At 62.3% G+C, this 19,475-nt stretch carries 12 protein-coding genes; 10 read left to right on the forward strand and 2 right to left on the reverse strand.

From position 1 onward, the window contains the following. The first annotated feature begins 75 nt into the window (after nucleotides 1–75). The 9 genes from AC0ZT5_RS02510 (at nucleotide 76) to bglA (ending at nucleotide 15,116) form a co-directional block, all read left to right on the forward strand. Nucleotides 76–1,194, forward strand: coding sequence for an ABC transporter permease (locus tag AC0ZT5_RS02510; RefSeq protein ID WP_095089737.1), 1,119 nt, complete (start codon nucleotides 76–78; stop codon nucleotides 1,192–1,194). Continuing rightward, a complete protein-coding gene (locus tag AC0ZT5_RS02515) occupies nucleotides 1,170–1,973 on the forward strand; it encodes an ATP-binding cassette domain-containing protein (protein WP_477283538.1) in 804 nt (267 codons plus the stop codon). Before AC0ZT5_RS02510 ends, AC0ZT5_RS02515 begins: the two co-directional genes overlap by 25 nt. Nucleotides 1,974–2,105: 132 nt before the next feature. Then, entirely contained in the window at nucleotides 2,106–4,574 is a 2,469-nt protein-coding gene (locus AC0ZT5_RS02520) for a glycogen/starch/alpha-glucan phosphorylase (protein WP_488495124.1), read from the forward strand. Nucleotides 4,575–4,757: 183 nt separating this feature from the next. Then, the gene (gene glgB / locus AC0ZT5_RS02525; protein WP_488495125.1) at nucleotides 4,758–6,971 is read left to right on the forward strand and encodes a 1,4-alpha-glucan branching protein GlgB; all 2,214 of its coding nucleotides are present in this window, start codon (nucleotides 4,758–4,760) and stop codon (nucleotides 6,969–6,971) included. Between the two features lie 50 nt (nucleotides 6,972–7,021). Continuing rightward, a complete protein-coding gene (gene glgC, locus AC0ZT5_RS02530; protein ID WP_477283532.1) occupies nucleotides 7,022–8,287 on the forward strand; it encodes a glucose-1-phosphate adenylyltransferase in 1,266 nt (421 codons plus the stop codon). A 91-nt stretch (nucleotides 8,288–8,378) separates the two neighbouring features. Further along, the gene (gene glgA / locus AC0ZT5_RS02535; protein ID WP_488495126.1) at nucleotides 8,379–9,824 is read left to right on the forward strand and encodes a glycogen synthase GlgA; all 1,446 of its coding nucleotides are present in this window, start codon (nucleotides 8,379–8,381) and stop codon (nucleotides 9,822–9,824) included. A gap of 3 nt (nucleotides 9,825–9,827) precedes the next feature. Further along, nucleotides 9,828–11,456, forward strand: coding sequence for an alpha-D-glucose phosphate-specific phosphoglucomutase (locus AC0ZT5_RS02540; RefSeq protein ID WP_488495127.1), 1,629 nt, complete (start codon nucleotides 9,828–9,830; stop codon nucleotides 11,454–11,456). A gap of 11 nt (nucleotides 11,457–11,467) precedes the next feature. Continuing rightward, a complete protein-coding gene (gene glgX, locus AC0ZT5_RS02545; protein ID WP_488495128.1) occupies nucleotides 11,468–13,504 on the forward strand; it encodes a glycogen debranching protein GlgX in 2,037 nt (678 codons plus the stop codon). Then, nucleotides 13,491–15,116 carry a beta-galactosidase BglA gene (gene bglA, locus AC0ZT5_RS02550; protein ID WP_488495129.1) on the forward strand — a complete coding sequence of 542 codons (1,626 nt, stop codon included), beginning with the start codon at nucleotides 13,491–13,493 and terminating at the stop codon, nucleotides 15,114–15,116. Before glgX ends, bglA begins: the two co-directional genes overlap by 14 nt. Nucleotides 15,117–15,173: 57 nt before the next feature. Here the strand turns inward: bglA and AC0ZT5_RS02555 are convergent, their stop codons facing one another. Next, nucleotides 15,174–16,940, reverse strand: coding sequence for a hypothetical protein (locus tag AC0ZT5_RS02555; RefSeq protein ID WP_488495130.1), 1,767 nt, complete (start codon nucleotides 16,938–16,940; stop codon nucleotides 15,174–15,176). Beyond that, a complete protein-coding gene (locus AC0ZT5_RS02560; RefSeq protein ID WP_477283519.1) occupies nucleotides 16,941–17,396 on the reverse strand; it encodes a TadE family protein in 456 nt (151 codons plus the stop codon). Between the two features lie 369 nt (nucleotides 17,397–17,765). Here AC0ZT5_RS02560 and AC0ZT5_RS02565 point away from each other — a divergent pair, with 369 nt between their 5' ends. Continuing rightward, nucleotides 17,766–19,358: a peptide ABC transporter substrate-binding protein gene (locus AC0ZT5_RS02565; RefSeq protein ID WP_488495131.1), complete on the forward strand. Its 1,593-nt coding sequence runs from the start codon at nucleotides 17,766–17,768 to the stop codon at nucleotides 19,356–19,358. Nucleotides 19,359–19,475: the final 117 nt, after the last annotated feature.

Genomic DNA, 19,475 nt, shown 5'->3' on the forward strand with positions numbered 1-19,475 from the left:
GAAGACTATTGTCCAGAACTCAAAGGGGGCGCACGTGGCGCCCCCTGACAGCGAGGCGTTGGGGAGGATTGCCTGATGAGCGACGATACCGCGGGTTCGGTCACCGCCGAACGCGGGCTGAAGGGTGCCACCGAAGCCCTGGCCAGTTTTGATGAGTCGGATGCCGGCGCGATCCGTCGCCTCCAGGCCTTCCTTCATCAATTTCCCACGTCCATTCCCTTTTTCGTTCTGCTGTTGGGTGTGGTCATCTTTTCGATTGCAGCGCCGGACAAGTTTTTTGCTCCGTTCAACTTTTCGTTGGTGCTGCAGCAGGTGACGATCATCGCTGTGCTCGGTGTGGCGCAGACGCTGATAATCCTTACTGCCGGAATCGACCTGTCCGTCGGCGCTATCATGATCCTGTGCTCGGTGGTGATGGGGCGGACCGCGGTCGTCTACGGCGTTCCGGTATTGATCGCATTTCCACTCGGGTTGCTCTGCGGTCTGGCATGCGGCGTCGTCAACGGCCTGATCGTGACGATGCTGCGCTTGCCGCCCTTTATTGTCACGCTTGGCACCTGGAGCATTTTTGGCGCGCTGAACGTTTGGTATTCCCAGAGCGAAACCATTCGCCAGCAGGACATGGAGGCGGCGGCGCCATTCCTGCAGTGGACGGGTACGATCTTCAAACCTTATGATTTCTTCTCAAAAACGCTCGGGCTCGACTGGACCTTTTTGAAAGGCTGGGTGCTGACCTATGGTTCGCTGGTCATGTTGATCCTGGCGTTCGTTATTTGGTACGTGCTGAACAGAACGGCGTTGGGTCGACACATCTACGCCACTGGTGATGATCCGGATGCAGCCAGACTGGCCGGTATCAACACCAAACGGACCCTGATCGCCGTGTACGGGCTCGCCGGTTTCATCTGCGCGATCGCCGCCTGGGTGCTGATCGGGCGCATCGGTGGCGTAAGTCCGCAGGCAGGCCAGACCGCAAACCTCGACTCCATCACCGCTGTCGTGATCGGCGGCACCTCCCTGTTTGGCGGCCGCGGCTCGATCGTCGGAACGCTGATCGGCGCCTTGATCGTCGGCGTCTTCCGCAACGGCCTTGCGCTTTCGGGGCTTGAGTTGCTGTGGCAGGACTTCGCCGTGGGCGTGCTGATCATCGTTGCTGTCACGATCGACCAATGGATCAGGAGAATTTCGGCATGAACGTTACTCCGGTTCTCCAAGCTAGAGGCCTCAATAAGCGCTACGGCAGGGTTGTCGCCCTCGACAATGCCGATTTCGACCTGTTGCCAGGCGAAATCCTCGCAGTCATCGGCGACAACGGCGCCGGCAAGTCGACCCTGGTCAAGGCGCTGTGTGGGGCGGTCATTCCGGACTCAGGCACGATCGAACTCAATGGCCAGCCGGTGCATTTCCGCTCACCGATCGAGGCGCGTGTGGCCGGCATTGAGACCGTCTACCAGAACCTTGCGCTGTCTCCGGCGTTATCGATCGCCGACAACATGTTTCTCGGCCGCGAGATACGCAAACCGGGCTTTGTCGGGCAGTGGCTGCGAAGGCTCGACCGCTCGGCGATGCAGAGGATCGCCCGTGAAAAGCTTTCCGAACTGGGGCTGATGACCATCCAGAACATCAACCAAGCCGTCGAAACGCTCTCCGGCGGTCAGCGCCAGGGCGTCGCTGTGGCGCGCGCCGCCGCATTCGGCAGCCGCGTGGTGATAATGGATGAGCCGACAGCAGCCCTCGGCGTCAAGGAAAGCCGCCGTGTGCTTGAGCTGATGCTTGACGTGAAGAGGCGCGGGCTACCGATCGTGCTGATCTCGCACAACATGCCGCATGTCTTTGAAGTGGCCGACCGAATTCACATCCATCGCCTGGGTCGTCGCCTCGCCGTCATCGATCCCAAGCAATATACCATGTCCGACGCCGTCGCCTTCATGACGGGAGCGAAGGCTCCGCCGGAGGCGGCGCTGGCGGCCTGAATTGTCAAATTGCCGCAGGGTAAGCTGGAGCAGGCCCATCTAAATCGATTGAACATGCGGCGGTATCGGCTAGCATAGGCTGGGAGGAACTATGAAAGCCGTTATGATCATGGCAACCGCACGAGAGGCAGCATGACGAGCGCGATGACATCCGAACCCCTCCCGCCACTTCTCGAAAATCCTGACCCGGAGACGCTCGCAAGAGAAGTCTTGATGGCCCTCAAATACCGGGTCGGCAAGGGCACGTCCGTGGCCACTCAGCACGACTGGCTGACCGCATCCATCAAGGTCGTTCGCGACCGCGTCGTCGATCACTGGATGCAGGCGACACAGGAGGCCTACGCCCAGCAGGAAAAGCGGGTCTATTACCTGTCGCTGGAATTTCTCATCGGCCGGCTGATGCGCGATGCCTTCTCCAATCTCGGCCTGATGGACAACATGCGCAAGGCGCTGTCGTCGCTTGGGGTCGACCTCGACCTCATCGCCGCGCTCGAGCCCGACGCGGCGCTCGGCAATGGTGGTCTCGGACGGCTCGCGGCCTGCTTCATGGAAAGCATGGCAACTGTCGACATTCCGGCGCATGGCTATGGCATCCGCTACGCCAACGGCATGTTCCGTCAGGAGATCCACGACGGCTGGCAAGTCGAACTGCCCGAAACCTGGCTTGATCACGGCAATTCCTGGGAGTTCGAACGCCGCGAACGCTCCTTCGAGGTCGGTTTCGGCGGTTCGGTGGAATCGATCACCTCGAAGGACGGCCGGCTCGAGCGCCATGTCTGGAAGCCGACCGAACACGTCCTGGCCGTCGCCTATGACACGCCCGTCGTTGGCTGGCGGGCCAACCGCGTCAACACACTGCGGCTGTGGTCGGGCATGCCGGTCGATCCGATCCTGCTCGACAAGTTCAATGCCGGCGACCACATCGGCGCGCTCGCCGAAAGCAACAAGGCCGACGCCTTGTCGCGCGTGCTCTATCCGGCGGATTCGCACAAGGCCGGGCAGGAGCTGCGGCTGCGGCAAGAGTACTTCTTCTCGACCGCCTCGTTGCAGGACATCCTGCAACGTCATCTCAGCCAGTATGGCGATCTGCTGTCGCTGCCCGACAAGGCGGCGATCCATCTCAACGACACCCATCCTGCTATCGCCGTGCCGGAGCTGATGCGTCTGCTGATGGACGTCCACGGCATGGACTTCGACCAGGCCTGGAGCATCACCAAGCGCACCTTCGGCTACACCAACCACACGCTGCTGCCCGAGGCGCTGGAAAGCTGGCCGGTGCCCCTGTTCGAGCGGCTTTTGCCGCGTCATATGCAGATCGTCTACGCGATCAACGCCGAGGTGCTTCTGGAGGCGCGTGCCTCCAACCAGTTCTCGGATGAGCAGATCAGCCGTATCTCGCTGATCCAGGAAAACGGCGACCGCCGGGTGCGCATGGGCAACCTGGCCTTTGTCGGTTCGCACTCGATCAACGGCGTCTCGGCGTTGCATACGGAATTGATGAAGGAGACGGTGTTTGCTGACCTCCACAGGCTTTACCCCGACCGCATCAACAACAAGACCAATGGCATCACGCCGCGGCGCTGGCTGATCCAGTGCAATCCCGGGCTGACGTCGCTCGCCCGCGAGGCGATCGGTGACCGCTTTCTCGACGACATCGACGCCATCAAGGGTCTCGATGCCTTCGCCGATGATGCCGACTTTCGCGACAAGTTCGCCGCCGTCAAGCGCGCCAACAAGGTGCGGCTGGCCAATCTCGTCGCCGACCGGCTCGGCGTCAAGGTCGATCCCTCGGCGCTGTTCGATATCCAGGTCAAGCGCATTCATGAATACAAGCGCCAGCTCCTCAACATCCTCGAAGCGATCGCGCTCTACGACCAGATCCGCTCGCACCCCGAGCGTGACTGGATGCCGCGCGTAAAATTCTTCGGCGGCAAGGCGGCACCCAGCTATCACAACGCCAAGCTGATCATCAAACTCGCCAACGACGTCGCCAAGGTCATCAACCGCGACCCGGCCGTGCGCGGGTTGCTGAAGGTGGTGTTCGTGCCGAACTACAATGTCAGCCTGGCCGAGATCATGATGCCGGCAGCCGACCTTTCCGAGCAGATCTCGACCGCCGGCATGGAAGCGTCGGGCACCGGCAACATGAAGTTCGCGCTGAACGGCGCGCTGACCATCGGCACGCTCGACGGTGCCAATGTCGAGATCAAGGAGTGCGTCGGCGACGACAACATCTTCATCTTCGGCCTGACGACGGCCGAGGTCGCCGAGCGGCGCAGCAATGGCTACAACCCGCGCGCTGTCATCGAAGCATCGCCCGAACTGGCACAGGCAGTGGCGGCCGTATCGTCGGGCGTCTTCTCGCCGGACGATCCGGAGCGTTACCGCGACTTGATCAACGGTCTCTATCAGAGCGATTGGTTCATGGTCGCTGCCGATTTCGACACCTACACTGCGACGCAGCGCGACGTCGATGCCGTTTGGCGCAACAGTCCCGACTGGTACGCCAAGGCAATCCGCAACGTTGCGCGTGTCGGCTGGTTCTCCTCCGATCGCACGATCCGCCAATATGCGAAAGAAATCTGGAACGTGCCCGTCTGATGTGATTGCATGAGGCCACGAACAATCGGTCTCGTTGCATGTCGTCCAAAAGTGCATAGCGGTTTTGGGACAATGACAGGCACGAAACAAACATTGGTGCATGTCGCCCAAAAGTGCTTGGCGGTTTTGGGGCAACGACATGCATAAGAACAAAGAGTCGTGCCCGGGGAGGGACACTGCCTGATGAAGAAGCCGCGCGCGACCGCTGCGACAAGCGGGCCGGACGGACTGGCGGCAGCCAGCGATGTCGCGGCGATTGTTGCCGGCACGCATGGCGATCCCTTCGCTATCCTTGGCGTCCATGAGGTCGGCAAGAGCCTGTTTGCCCGCTGCTTTGTCCCGCATGCGGAGTTCGTCACCGCCTATACGCTGACCGGCAACATCGCCGGTGAACTGTCGAGGCGCGACGACGGTGGGTTTTTCGAAGGCAAGCTGTCTATCCGCAAGCGTCAGCCGCTGCGCTATCATGCCAGGAACGCCGGCGGCGACTGGTGGCTGACGGATCCCTATTCGTTCGGACCGGTGCTCGGGCCGATGGACGATTACTACATCGCCGAGGGCTCGCATCTCAGGCTGTTCGACAAAATCGGCGCGCATGTCATCGAGCACGAAGGCGCCACGGGCGTGCATTTCGCCGTCTGGGCTCCCAACGCGCGGCGCGTCTCGGTGGTCGGCGATTTCAACGAATGGGACGGCCGCCGGCATTCGATGCGCGACCGCCGCGACACCGGCATCTGGGAAGTGTTCATTCCCGATATCGGCGCCGGCCGGCCCTACAAATACGAGATCATCGGCCCCGATGGCGTCAGGCTGCCGCTGAAGGCCGACCCGTTCGCCTTCAAGTCCGAATTGCGGCCGGCGACCGCCTCGGTGACCGCGGTGCCGCCGGCGCATCCGTGGGGCGACGAGGCCCATCGCAGTTTCTGGCGCAATGCCGATCATCGGCGCGAAGCCATCTCGATCTACGAGGTCCATGCCGGGTCCTGGCAGCTTCGCGACGACGGTACGTTCCTGTCATGGGACGAACTGGCCGACCGGCTGATCCCTTATGCAGTCGAGACCGGCTTTACACACATCGAGTTCATGCCGATCTCCGAACACCCCTATGATCCATCCTGGGGTTATCAGACAACCGGACTCTATGCGCCGTCGGCCCGCTTCGGCGATCCGGACGGCTTTGCCCGCTTCGTCGATGGCGCCCACCGCGCCGGCGTCGGCGTCATTCTCGACTGGGTGCCGGCGCATTTCCCGGTCGACGAGCACGGCCTGGTTCATTTCGACGGCACCGCGCTCTACGAGCACGCCGATCCGCGCAAGGGTTTTCATCCCGACTGGAACACCGCGATCTATAATTTCGGCCGCCGCGAGGTGGTGTCATTCCTCGTCAACAACGCGTTGTTCTGGGCCGAGAAATATCATGTCGACGGCCTTCGCGTCGATGCGGTCGCCTCGATGCTTTACCTCGACTATTCGCGCAAGCAGGGCGAATGGATCCCCAACGAAAAGGGCGGCCGCGAGAACCTCGAGGCGGTCACCTTCCTGCAGAAGATGAACAAGGAGGTCTACGGCCACCATCCGGGCGTGATGACCATCGCCGAGGAATCGACATCGTGGCCGAAGGTCTCGGCACCGGTGCATGAAGGCGGGCTGGGCTTCGGCTTCAAGTGGAACATGGGCTTCATGCACGACACGCTGGAGTATTTCTCCAAGGAGCCGATTTTTCGCAAGCACCACCACAATGATCTCACCTTCGGCCTGACCTACGCCTTCTCGGAGAACTTCGTGCTGCCGCTCTCGCATGACGAGGTGGTGCACGGCAAAGGCACGCTGCTTGGCAAGATGGCCGGTGACGACTGGCAGAAATTCGCGACGCTGCGCGCCTATTACGCCTTCATGTGGGGATATCCCGGCAAGAAGCTGCTGTTCATGGGGCAGGAGTTCGCGCAGCGCCGCGAATGGAGCGAGGCACGCGCACTCGACTGGAACCTGCTTGAGTTCCGCCCGCATCGCGGCGTCTGGCAGACGGTGCGCGATCTCAACTATCTCTACCGTTCGCGCCCGGCGCTGCATGGCCGCGATTGCGAACCGGAAGGGTTTTCCTGGCTGATCGTCGACGACAGCCAGAATTCGGTTTTTGCCTGGCTGCGCAGCGCACCGGGTGGCAGCCCAGTGGCCGTCATCTGCAATTTCACGCCGGTGCCGCGCGACAATTATCGCGTGCCGTTGCCCACGGCCGGAAACTGGCGCGAAATCATCAACACCGACGCTTCGGAATATGGCGGTTCCGGCAAGGGCAATGGCGGCATGGTCGAGGCGCGGGCGGAGGGAGGAGGCATCTCGGCAACGATGCTTCTGCCGCCGCTGTCGACGATCATGCTCGAACTGGTTGCGGACTGAGCCCCGAAACTGGGTAACATGTCGAGACTGAGTAACTTGGGAGGGTAGAAATGGCAGAGTTGAAACGGACCCAGCCGCTGGCGCGCGATGCCATGGCCTATGTACTGGCCGGCGGCCGCGGCAGCCGCCTCAAGGAACTGACCGACCGACGCGCCAAGCCGGCCGTCTATTTCGGCGGCAAGACGCGCATCATCGACTTCGCACTCTCCAACGCGCTCAATTCCGGCATTCGCCGCCTCGGCGTCGCCACCCAGTACAAGGCGCATTCGCTGATCCGCCATCTGCAGCGCGGCTGGAACTTCCTGCGGCCCGAACGAAACGAGAGTTTCGACATCCTGCCGGCCAGCCAGCGCGTCTCGGAAACGCAGTGGTATGAGGGCACGGCCGACGCGGTTTACCAGAACATCGACATCATCGAGGCCTACGGGCCCGAATACATGGTGATCCTCGCCGGCGACCACATCTACAAGATGGACTACGAGTTGATGCTTCGCCAGCACGTCGACGCCAATGCCGACGTCACCGTCGGCTGCCTCGAGGTGCCGCGCATGGAAGCCGTCGGCTTCGGCGTCATGCATGTCGACGCCAAGGACAACATCATCGCCTTCGTCGAAAAGCCCGCCGATCCGCCTGGCATTCCCGACAGGCCGGAGTTCGCCCTGGCATCGATGGGCATCTACGTGTTCAAGACCAAGTTCCTGATGGAGCAGCTGCGCCGCGACGCCGCCGAGCCGGGCTCCAGCCGCGACTTCGGCAAGGACATCATTCCCTACATCGTCCAGCACGGTAAGGCGATCGCCCACCGCTTCGCCAAGTCCTGCGTCCGTTCGACCGCCGAGAACGAGGCTTACTGGCGCGATGTCGGAACGGTCGACGCCTATTGGGAAGCCAACATCGATTTGACCGACATCACGCCGGAACTCGACCTCTACGACCGCGACTGGCCGATCTGGACCTATGCCGAATTGAAGCCGCCGGCAAAGTTCGTGCATGACGAGGATGGCCGCCGCGGCTCCGCCGTTTCCTCGCTGGTCTCGGGCGATTGCATTGTCTCGGGGGCCTCGCTGAAGAGAAGCCTGATCTTCACCGGGGCGCGCATCAATTCCTATTCGACGCTGGAAGAAGTAGTCATGCTGCCCGACGTTCATGTCGGTCGGAACGCAAAGTTGAAGCGCGTCGTCATCGACCATGGTGTTAGGATACCGGAAGGGCTGGTGGTCGGCGAAGACCCCGTCCTCGACGCCAAGCGCTTCCGTGTTTCTGAAAAGGGCATCTGCCTGGTCACTCAGGATATGATCGACAAGCTGGCGCTTTAGAGCAATTCCAGGAAAAGTGTGAAACGGTTTTCCGTCCGGAATTGGGTCAAGACAAAGGGCTCTAGGACAGACAGGATCGGATTGTAGGCGCATGCAGGTTCTGTCGGTCACGCCCGAGATTTTTCCGCTGATCAAGACCGGCGGGCTTGCCGACGTGACCGGTGCGCTGCCCATCGCGCTGGCGGCCAAGGGCGTGACCATGCGCACGCTCATTCCCGGCTTTCCGACCGTGATGGCGGCCTTCAAGAAAAAGAAGGCCGTTCTGCAATATCCCTTGCTGCAGGGCGCCAAGGCCTCCGTCCATTCCGTCCAGCTCGCCGGGCTAGAACTGTTCGTGCTCGACGCGCCGCATCTGTTCGACCGTCCCGGCGGCCCCTATGGCAATGCGACCGGCGTCGACTGGCCCGACAATTGGCGGCGTTTCGCGGCGCTGAGCCAGGTTGGCGGCGACATCGCCGGCGGTGCCATCTCGGGCTATCAGCCCGACATCGTCCATGCCCATGACTGGCAGTCGGCGATGACGCTGGCTTACATGCGCTACGGCAAGGCGGTCGGCGTCCCCTCGATGATGACCGTCCACAACCTTGCCTTCCAGGGTCAGTTCGGCGCCGGCATCTTCGGCGAGCTTGGCTTGCCGGCGGTGGCGATGGCGCTCGACGGCGTCGAATATTATGGCGGCGTCGGCTTCCTCAAGGCCGGGCTGCAGGCAGCTTGGGCAATCACTACCGTCAGCCCGACCTATGCGCAGGAGATCCGTTCGGCGGAATTCGGCATGGGTCTCGACGGCCTCATCAACATGCGCTCCAGCGATCTCTATGGCATCGTCAACGGCATCGACACCGGCATCTGGGACCCGGAAACCGACAAGCATCTGGTCTCCGCCTATACGGCGGCGACGCTGAAGGCGCGCGCGCCGAACAAGGCTGCCGTGGAGGACCGCTTCGGTCTCGAGCGCGACGACAGCCCGATCGTCTGCGTCATCAGCCGCCTGACCTGGCAAAAGGGTATGGACATACTGGCAATGGTCGTCGACGGCATCGTTGCCAGGGGCGCACGGCTGGCCATCCTGGGTTCGGGCGATGCCGGCCTCGAAGGCGCGCTGCTTGCCGCCGCGGCCAGGCATCGCGGCCGTATCGGCGTCGTCATCGGCTATGACGAAGGGCTATCGCACATCATGCAAGGCGGCTGCGACGCCATTGTCATTCCCTCGCGCTTCGAACCGTGCGGACTGACGCAGCTTTACGGGCTGCGTTATGGCTGCGTGCCGGTGGTTGCCCGCACCGGCGGCCTGGCCGATACGGTCATCGATGCCAACGAGGCCGCCGTTTCGGCCGGCGTCGCGACCGGCTTCCAGTTCGCGCCCAACAATGCCGGCGCCTTGCTGCACTCCATGCGCCGCCTCGTGGATGCACATGCCAGCCCGCCGGTCTGGGAATCGTTGCAGCGCCAAGGCATGAAAGCCGATGTCTCCTGGGACAAGAGCGCCGAAAAATATGTCGAACTCTATCGCTTGCTGCTTTCGAAAAGGGTTGCCTGAAGCATGATACGGACCGTCCCCACCAAACCCTATTCCGACCAGAAACCCGGCACGTCGGGACTGCGCAAGAAGGTGCCGGTGTTCCAGCAGGAGCACTATGCCGAGAACTTCATCCAGTCGATCTTCGACGCGCTCGACGGGTTCAAGGGCAAGACCCTGGTGATCGGCGGCGATGGCCGCTTCTACAACCGCGAGGTCATCCAGAAGGCGATCGCCATGGCCGCCGCCAACGGCTTCGGCAAGGTGATGGTCGGGCAGGGCGGCATCCTGTCGACGCCGGCCGCCTCGCACGTCATCCGCAAATACAAGACCTTCGGCGGCATCATCCTGTCGGCCAGCCACAATCCGGGCGGCCCGCACGAGGATTTCGGCATCAAGTACAATGCCGGCAATGGCGGTCCTGCGCCGGAAAAGCTGACCGACGCGATCTTCGAAAAGACCAAGACGATTGCGAGCTTCAAGACCACCGATATCGAGGCGATCGACATCGACAAGATCGGCACGGTCAAGGCCGGCGGTATGACGGTCGAGATCATCGATCCGGTCACTGACTATGCCGAGCTGATGGAAAGCCTGTTCGATTTCGACGCCATCCGCGCCAATTTCAAATACGGCTTTCGCATGCGCTTCGACGCCATGCACGCGGTGACCGGCCCCTACGCCAAGGAGATCCTGGAAAACCGGCTTGGCGCGCCCAACGGCACCTGCCGCAACTTCAAGCCATTGCCCGATTTCGGCGGCCACCACCCGGACCCGAATCTGGTCCATGCCAAACACCTCTATGACGAGATGATGGGGCCGGACGCGCCGGATTTCGGCGCCGCCTCCGATGGCGACGGCGACCGCAACCTGATCATCGGCAAGGGCATTTTCGTCACCCCGTCGGATTCGGTCGCCATGCTTGCCGCCAACGCCCGCCTGGCGCCCGGCTACAGCGAAGGCCTGAAGGGCATCGCCCGCTCGATGCCGACCAGTGGCGCGGCCGATCGCGTCGCCGAAAAACTCGGCATCGGCATCTATGAAACTCCGACCGGCTGGAAGTTCTTCGGCAACCTGCTCGACGCCGACATGGCGACGATCTGCGGCGAGGAAAGTGCCGGCACCGGCTCCAACCATGTCCGCGAAAAGGACGGCCTTTGGGCGGTGCTGCTGTGGCTCAACATCCTCGCCGCGCGCGGCGAAAGCTGCAAGCAGGTCGTCACCGAGCATTGGGCGACTTATGGCCGCAATTACTATTCGCGCCACGATTATGAGGAGGTCGAAAGTGACCGCGCCAACGCACTGATCGACGAACTCCGCGCCAAGCTCGGCTCGTTGCCGGGCACCAAGGTGCGCGGCATGACGATCGCCAGTGCCGACGACTTTGCCTATCACGATCCGGTCGATGGTTCGACCAGCGAACACCAGGGCATAAGGGTGCTGTTCGAGGGCGGTTCGCGCGTCGTCTTCAGGCTTTCGGGCACCGGCACGTCGGGCGCGACTTTGCGCGTCTATATCGAGCGCTACGAGCCGGACACGTCGCGGCACGATCTCGATACCCAGGCCGCCCTTGCCGATCTGATATCGGCGGCCGATGATATTGCAGGGATTCGCAGCCATACCGGCCGCGCCAAGCCGAGTGTCATCACTTAATGAAATCTGCGATGCCGGCCGATCAGCGGCCGCGATTTGGCGGGCTTGTTTCGGAGGGCGGCATTCGCTTTGCCGCATGGTCGCAGGCCGCCCGCCGGCTCTGGGTCTCGATTTTTGACGAGCAGGGCAACCGGGAAATCGAACGGCTTGAGCTGCAGCCGGAAGGCGAGGGCGTGCATGCGCTGTTCGTCGCTGGTTTTGGCCCCGGTACCCGCTATGGGTTTCGCGCCGATGGCGACTATGCGCCGGATCGCGGCCTGTGGTTCGACCCCGAAAAATTGTTGATCGATCCCTACGCCCTCGGGATCGACAGGCCGTACGCCTATGACTGGCGGCTGACCCGGCGCCGCGGCGAGGGCCTCGACACCGCGCCGCTGATGCCGAAGGCCATTGCCGCTGCCTTGCCGAAACCCGTGCCGTCAGCGGCGCCGCTGTTCCAGCCCGGCGGCCTGATCTACGAAGTGCCGGTGCGCGCCTTCACCATGCTGCATCCGGACATTCCCGAGAAGTTGCGCGGCACGGTCGCTGCTCTCGCCCATCCCGCGGTTATCGAGCACCTGAAAAAGCTCAGCGTCGGTGCTGTCGAACTGATGCCGGTGACGGCGTCGATCGATGAACGGCACCTGCCGCCTCTCGGGCTGCGCAACGCCTGGGGCTACAATCCCGTCACCTTCATGGCGCTTGATCCACGCCTAGCACCTGGCGGCATCATGGAATTGCGAAACACGGTCGCCGCCCTGCGGCAGGCCGGCATCGGCGTCATTCTTGATCTTGTCTTCAACCACACCGGCGAGAGCGACCGGCTCGGGCCAACGCTGTCGCTACGCGGCTTTGACAGCCAGGCCTATTACCGGCACACGCCGGACGGCAGGCTGGCCAACGACACCGGGACGGGCAACACGGTGGCATGCGACCACCCGATCGCCGGGGAGATGGTCCTCGACACGCTTCGCCATTTTGTCCGTGATGCCGGCGTCGATGGTTTCCGCTTCGACCTGGCGCCCATTCTGGGACGGGTCGAAGGGACGTTCGACGCCGAGGCGCCCTTGCTGAAGGCGATGGGCGAGGACGCGCTGCTGGCCGATCGCGTGCTGATCGCCGAACCTTGGGACATCGGTCCGGATGGCTATCAGCTCGGGAATTTTCCGCCGCCTTTCCTCGAATGGAACGACAAATATCGCGATGATATCAGGCGCTTCTGGCGCGGCGACGCCGGCATGGTCGGCCCACTGGCGACCCGGCTTGCTGGTTCGTCCGATGTGTTTGCCGCAAACGGACAAAGCGCCAGCCGCACGGTCAATTTCATCGCCGCCCATGACGGCATGACCCTAGCCGACATCGTGCGCTACGAGCGCAAGCACAACCAGGCCAATGGCGAGCAGAACCGCGACGGCCACAATGAAAACCTGTCCTGGAACAACGGCGTGGAAGGCGATGCGGACAAGCCGGCCGTAGCCATGGCGCGCCTCAACGATCAGCACGCGCTGCTCGCCACTTTGTTTGCCTCGCGCGGCACTATCATGCTGACGGCCGGCGACGAATTCGGCCGCAGCCAGCAGGGCAACAACAACGCCTATGCGCAGGACAACGCGATCACCTGGCTCGACTGGGCCGGGCGCGACCAGGCGCTCGAGCATTACACGGCGCTGCTTTCGACGCTGCGCCGAACGGTGCCGGCGCTTTCCGACACGCGCTTCCTCACAGGCCGGCCACCAGCAGATTCCAACATATCGGACGTCGCATGGCTGGCCGAAACAGGCGCGCCGCTCGACGAACAAAGCTGGCAGGACCCGCAGCGGCACCGCCTGGTCATGATCCTGGGCGGTGCAAACGATGACGAACGCCGTCTTGCCGTGCTCATCAACGGCGATCGTCGGGCCTGCATGTTCACGCTGCCGCCGCGCGAGGGATTTTTCTGGGAGCCGGCCATCGAAACGGCTGAGGCGGCCGACATCGAGCGGCCGGTCTCGGGGCGGACCGTGACCTTCATGATTGAACGCGCAGCCGCACAGGCCGGCACAAGGGAGAAGCGCAATGGCGGCAGGTGACCGGATCGGGTGGTGGCGTGGCTGCGTCATCTATCAGATCTATCCGCGCTCCTTCCAGGATACGACCGGCGACGGCAGCGGCGATCTGCGCGGCATCGCCGACCGTCTGGAGCATGTCGCCTCCCTTGGTGTCGACGCCATCTGGCTGTCGCCCTTCTTCAAGTCGCCGATGGCCGACATGGGTTACGACGTGTCCGACTATCAGGACGTCGATCCGATGTTCGGCGGCATCGAGGATTTCGATGCCCTGGTCGCCGAGGCGCACCGGCTCGGCCTGAAAGTCATCATCGATCAGGTATTGTCGCACTCATCTGACAAGCACGAATGGTTCGTCGAAAGCCGCGCCAGCCGCGACAACCCCAAGGCCGACTGGTACGTCTGGGCAGATACGAAGCCAGACGGCGGCGCGCCCAACAACTGGCTCTCCGTCTTCGGTGGCCCGGCCTGGGAGTGGGATTCGACCCGCCGGCAATATTACATGCACAATTTCCTCACCTCTCAGCCGGATTTGAATTTCCACAATCCGGAGGTCCAGGACGCGCTTCTGGAAACCGTGCGGTTCTGGCTGGAGCGTGGCGTCGACGGCTTTCGGCTCGATACGGTCAACTACTATGTCCATGACCGCTGGCTGCGCAGCAATCCACCCTTGGCGTCTAGCGTCGCCGGCACCAACAGCGAGACCAACACCTACCTCTACCAGGAACATCTGTTCGACAAGACGCAGCCGGAAAACCTGGCGTTCCTCAAGCGTTTCAGGGCGCTGCTCGACGAGTATGAGGACCGCGCCGCCGTCGGCGAGATCGGCGATGAAGGCCGCTCGCTGCAGACGCTCGCCGCCTACACCACTGGCGGCGACAAGCTGCATATGTGTTACACCTTTGATCTGCTTGGCCCACAATTCTCGGCGACGCATGTGCGGGGCTGCGCCGAAGCCTTCGAGGCAGCCGTGTCCGACGGCTGGGTCTGCTGGGCGTTTTCCAACCATGACGTGGTGCGCCATGTCAGCCGCTGGACGAGGCCGGGCAGCGATCCGGACACGGTCGCAAGATTCTCGATCATGCTGCTCTCCTGCCTGCGCGGATCGATCTGCCTCTACGAGGGCGAGGAACTCGGCCTGGAGGAGGCGGAACTGGCCTTCGAAGATCTGCGCGATCCCGTCGGCATCCGCTTCTGGCCAGGCGTCAAGGGCAGGGACGGGTGTCGCACGCCGATGGTCTGGGAAGCCGGTGCCGAAAATGCGGGCTTTTCCACCAGCAAGCCGTGGCTGCCGATACCGGCCAGCCACCGCGCCCGCGCCGTCGATGTCCAGAACGCCCACACGGCCTCGGTGCTCGCCTTCTACCGGACCATGCTCGCTTTGCGCAGAGGCCATCCGGCACTGGTCGGCGGTTCGATCCGGTTTCTCGACGCGGAAGACGAAATTCTCGCCTTCATCCGCGAAGACAGTGGTGAGAAACTTCTCTGTGTCTTCAACTTCGCCGAGGAGCCGGCGCATTGGGCGTTGCCGCCGGATACCGGAACTGTCGTGGCTATTGACGGTGGCAGCGGGGTTGTTGAAGAGAGCCAGATCTCGCTGCCGGCGCTTGGCTGTTTCCTTGGTCAGCTCGACTGATTCAGTGCTTCGGCCGCCGCTTGCGAGGCAAGGGATCCCGCTTGGGCTGCTGATGCCTTATTGAACGAGAACCGCGCGCCCGCAGGTCGCACCGGTGACACGCACATCGGCCTGGCCGACGCCGACACCGAGCGCCGAAAGCACGTTGTAGAGCAGGTCGTCGACCGGCGCCGTTACGCCGTTCAGCACGGCCACGACTGCTGGCTTGACCGTTGCGAGCAGGGCGGTCAGATCGATCCCGAGACCGAGCGCATTGACCGAAAGCGACAGGTTGTTGACCAGCGAGGTGGTCAGCGACTGCGTGATGTTGCGCGTCGAAACGGTCTTGACCGTCTTGTTGGCGATGTCGGTGGCATTGAAGGTCAGCGTCGTCGGGCTGTTGTTGGTGATCGCGGTGGCGGCGGAACCCATCACCTGTATCAGCGGAATGTTGATCAGCAGCAGGTGGAGGCTGACATCCGCGATCTCTGCGTCGGTGAATGTCTGCGGCTGACTGAAGTCGCCGAAGCCTGAACTGTTGCTGTTGGCCAGATGCAGCGAGGCGATACCCGGGTGCGCGGCGATGGAAACATTGATGCTGGAAGGCCCGGTCGGACAGGTGATATCGGTCAGTCTGGCTTCGGCATAGGCGACTTCCACATTGAGCGGCAGATTGACGGCCAGCAGGCTGATACCGCCGCCGAGACCGGGCGTGCCGACCCCGACGCTGGCCACGAGTTTGATGCGCGTCTGGGCGGTGCGCACCACGGTTCCGATGCCATCGACCGCGAGCCATGGCGAGGATTGCATCGGCTCGCCAATGGCAATGGTAAGCGCCGTGGACAGAAGCCCGGGAACGGTGGCGCCGAGATTGACCTGGGCCTGGTTGGTGCCGTTGGCCAGCACGGCGGCAGCGGTCAGCATGCCCATGGCGCTGGTGTCTATACCAAGGCCGGTTGGTCTTTGCCCGAGAGCCAGGCTGCCGACGGAACCGAGATCGACAAGCTTGTTGAGCGGGATCTTGACCGTGCTGGTCGATTTCGTGGCGATCGTCTGCAGCGCAAGCTTGGCCGTGTTGCCAAGCCCAGGCACGTTGGCCATGGCGGTGGCGATCTGGCCGACGGTCGCTTTCGATGCCAGCACGTCAGAATAGGTGACGCCGGTCAGGCTCAATTGTGTGGCAAGTCCGTCTATGAACGAGAGCACGCTGACATCGGCCGAGATCAACCCGTTGTAATCCATGACGCTGAGCGAGATGTTGCCGCCGAGCAGCCCGCTGAGGAGCGCGTTGAGAATGCCGCCGTTGACGCTCAGCAACCTCGACCCAACCGAGAACGTCGCCTGCGGCGTCATGCTGGCGGTGGCCTCTGTGCCGATGACGGGAGTGGGGAGCAGCGAACTCGCGAAATAGCGCGCAGGGATCTTCTTCAAGGTGACATGGACGGCATTGTAGGGCGTTACGCCGGACTGGAAGCGTTGGCTGACATTGGCGGTTGATGCGGCGTAGCGCCCGGGCGTGACCGACACGACGGTTTTGCCGACGGCCGGCGCGATCGTTTGTCCCGAGCTTTGAACGACTACGCCCGGCATGCCGTTGTCGGTCAGCGTGGTCACGACAGCGGTGTCGACGTTGGTGATGTTCGAGGCGGCCGTGATCGCAGCAAGGTCCACCATTGCCTGGGCTTCGCGGCGCTCGGCATAGATCGAGGCTTCGTCGATGGCCACGGCAGCCAGCGCCAGCGCGACCGGCGCGCTCAGGGCCGTCATGACGGCGAAATTCGCCTGTCTGTCGGCCAGCATCGATCGGGCGATCCGGCCGATCGCATTGCACGCCCGCAGCAGCATTCAGATGCCCCCGACCCTTATCGTAGACTGGCGCTTGATCGTACTGCCCGGCATGGCGATGCCCGGGAAGAGATTCCAGATCGGCAGGTTGCGGGCATCGTACTGGATGGACACCACGAACTGGCTTCCGTCGGCCGTGCTGTCGTTGGCCTGGTAGGTCAACTTGCTGGCATCCACGAAGGGATATCCGCCGGCATTGTTGGTCACGAAGCTGGCGACCAGCGTCTGGCGCTCGGTCTGGTTCAGTCCGGCGATTGCGGTGCGGGCCGCATCCGCCGCGATCTGCTGGATCGAGTTTGCGGCGCCAAAATATATACCGTATGCAACCATTCCGAGCAGAAGGAGGATGAAGATGGGCGAGAGCAAGGCAAACTCAACCGCCGATGTACCGGATTCTTCTTGAAATTTCCGCGTTATCTGCCGGATTCTTATTGATTTACTTGACCGGGTACTCATGACTGCCACGCGTCTGAGATAGAATGGTATAGAAGATAGCTGTAATGTAACCTCTGGTTGCTTAAGAACGCATTAACACATTCCGGCAAACTGGCGCGGCCACATGTTCCCGGCGAAGAATGGCGTCGAGGTGAGGAAACCAAGTCAAGCTTCTGGTTTCGGCTGGTGTTTCGGCCGTCACGACACAGTTTTCGTCCCGCCTTACTTTGGGTGACCCAGAGAGTCTGTTGAAATAAAAATTCTCCGCGTTAGTGTCTGGGCACCAGCCGCAGGAAGGGAACCGGCGGCGCGCTCAAAGGGGTCAGATATCGGCTCCGGGGCGTCAACACTCAAAGGCGCGCCGACGGCAGCGCCGACAGGGAGAACTTCATGCTGAAAAACATGCTGAAGGCGACTGTGTTCGCCACCACCATGACGCTGGCCGCAGGCGCCTTCTACACGCCGGCTTTCGCCGAGAGCGTCTATAACCGTGGCACCGCCGCCGAATCGGAATCGGTCGATCCGCACAAGACTTCGACCGTCTATGAAGCCAATGTCTTGCGCGACCTGTTCCAGGGCCTGGTGATGCAGGACCAGAAGGCCAACCTCATTCCAGGTGCCGCCGAGAGCTGGACAGTATCGGACGACGGCACCGTCTATACGTTCAAGCTGCGCAAGGACGGCCAGTGGTCGGATGGCAGCCCGGTGACGGCAGAAGACTTCGTCTACGCCTTCCATCGCCTGGAAGATCCTGCGACCGGCGCCGAATATGCCTCCATGCTCTATCCCGTGAAGAACGCCGAGGAAGTCAACACCAAGAAGGGCAAGCCGGAGGACATGGGTGTCAAGGCGATCGACTCCAACACTCTGGAGGTGACGCTGAAGGCGCCGACGCCTTACTTCCTCGAGATGCTGACCCACCAGGCCACCTATCCGGTCAACAAGGCCTCCATCGAAAAGCTCGGCGCCGACTGGATCAAGCCGGGCAACCTGGTGTCCAACGGCGCCTATACACTCGCCGAGTGGGTTCCCAACGACCACATGAAGCTGGTCAAAAATCCGAAATTCTGGGACGCCGCTAGCGTCAAGTTCGACGTGGTCAACTACATTCCGACCGAAGACCGCTCATCGGCAATGAAGCGCTTCGAGGCCGGCGAACTCGACAGCTACGACGATCTGCCGACGGAACAGCTCGCCGACCTCAAGACCAAGTTTGGCGATCAGATCCACGTCGGGCCGTATCTCGGCACCTACTACTATGCGATCAAGACCGACAAGGCGCCTTGGGACAATGTCGAGCTGCGCAACGCCATCTCGATGGCGATCGACCGCGATTTCATCGCCGAGAAGGTCTGGCAGAACTCGATGCTGCCTGGCTATTCGATGGTGCCTCCCGGCATTGAGGGCTACACGCCGGCAATGGCCAAGTATGCCGAGATGCCGCAGATCGACCGCGAGGACGCAGCCAAGAAGGTCCTTGAAAAACTCGGCTATACGCCAGAGCATCCGTTGAAGATGGAGATCCGCTACAACACCTCGGAAAACCACAAGAACACCGCGGTCGCCATCCAGGAACAGCTGAAGCCGCTTGGCGTCGAGGTGACGCTGCTCAACACCGACACCAAGACCCACTACTCCTTCCTCGAGCAGAAGGGCAACTATGACGTGGCGCGTGCCGCCTGGATCGCCGACTACAAGGATCCGGAAACCTTCCTCGGCATCTCGCGCAAGGCCAGCGGCAACAACTATTCGAACTACAACAGCCCGAAATACGAAGCGGCCATGGACAAGGCTGCAGCCGCCGGCGGCAAGCCCGAAGAGCGCATGAAGGAACTCGCCGACGCCGAGCGCATCCTCGTCGACGACGTCGGCCAGATTCCGCTCCTCTACTACAGCTACCACGATATCGTTTCCTCGAAGCTGCATGGCTTCGTCGACAACGTGATGGATGTGCATCCTTCGCGCTTCGTCAGCAAGGACTGATCCCTGGCCAAGCCGCCGCGCATTGAATGCGCGGCGGCGCTGGTTTGCCATCGCATCGGCCCGGGAACCGGAATCGATTTTCGGCATGTCGGTGCGAAGATTTGAAAGCTAGAGCGG

This window comes from Mesorhizobium sp. CNPSo 4670 (genome assembly GCF_057784235.1).

Coding starts and splice junctions, on each gene's coding strand:
- glgA (WP_488495126.1), top strand. CDS start 8,379: ATGCAGGTTCTGTCGGTCACGCCCGAGATTTTTCCGCTGATCAAGACC.
- glgX (WP_488495128.1), top strand. CDS start 11,468: ATGCCGGCCGATCAGCGGCCGCGATTTGGCGGGCTTGTTTCGGAGGGC.
- AC0ZT5_RS02565 (WP_488495131.1), top strand. CDS start 17,766: ATGCTGAAAAACATGCTGAAGGCGACTGTGTTCGCCACCACCATGACG.
- bglA (WP_488495129.1), top strand. CDS start 13,491: ATGGCGGCAGGTGACCGGATCGGGTGGTGGCGTGGCTGCGTCATCTAT.
- glgC (WP_477283532.1), top strand. CDS start 7,022: ATGGCAGAGTTGAAACGGACCCAGCCGCTGGCGCGCGATGCCATGGCC.
- AC0ZT5_RS02540 (WP_488495127.1), top strand. CDS start 9,828: ATGATACGGACCGTCCCCACCAAACCCTATTCCGACCAGAAACCCGGC.
- AC0ZT5_RS02510 (WP_095089737.1), top strand. CDS start 76: ATGAGCGACGATACCGCGGGTTCGGTCACCGCCGAACGCGGGCTGAAG.
- AC0ZT5_RS02520 (WP_488495124.1), top strand. CDS start 2,106: ATGACGAGCGCGATGACATCCGAACCCCTCCCGCCACTTCTCGAAAAT.
- AC0ZT5_RS02555 (WP_488495130.1), bottom strand. CDS start 16,940: ATGCTGCTGCGGGCGTGCAATGCGATCGGCCGGATCGCCCGATCGATG.
- glgB (WP_488495125.1), top strand. CDS start 4,758: ATGAAGAAGCCGCGCGCGACCGCTGCGACAAGCGGGCCGGACGGACTG.
- AC0ZT5_RS02515 (WP_477283538.1), top strand. CDS start 1,170: ATGGATCAGGAGAATTTCGGCATGAACGTTACTCCGGTTCTCCAAGCT.
- AC0ZT5_RS02560 (WP_477283519.1), bottom strand. CDS start 17,396: ATGAGTACCCGGTCAAGTAAATCAATAAGAATCCGGCAGATAACGCGG.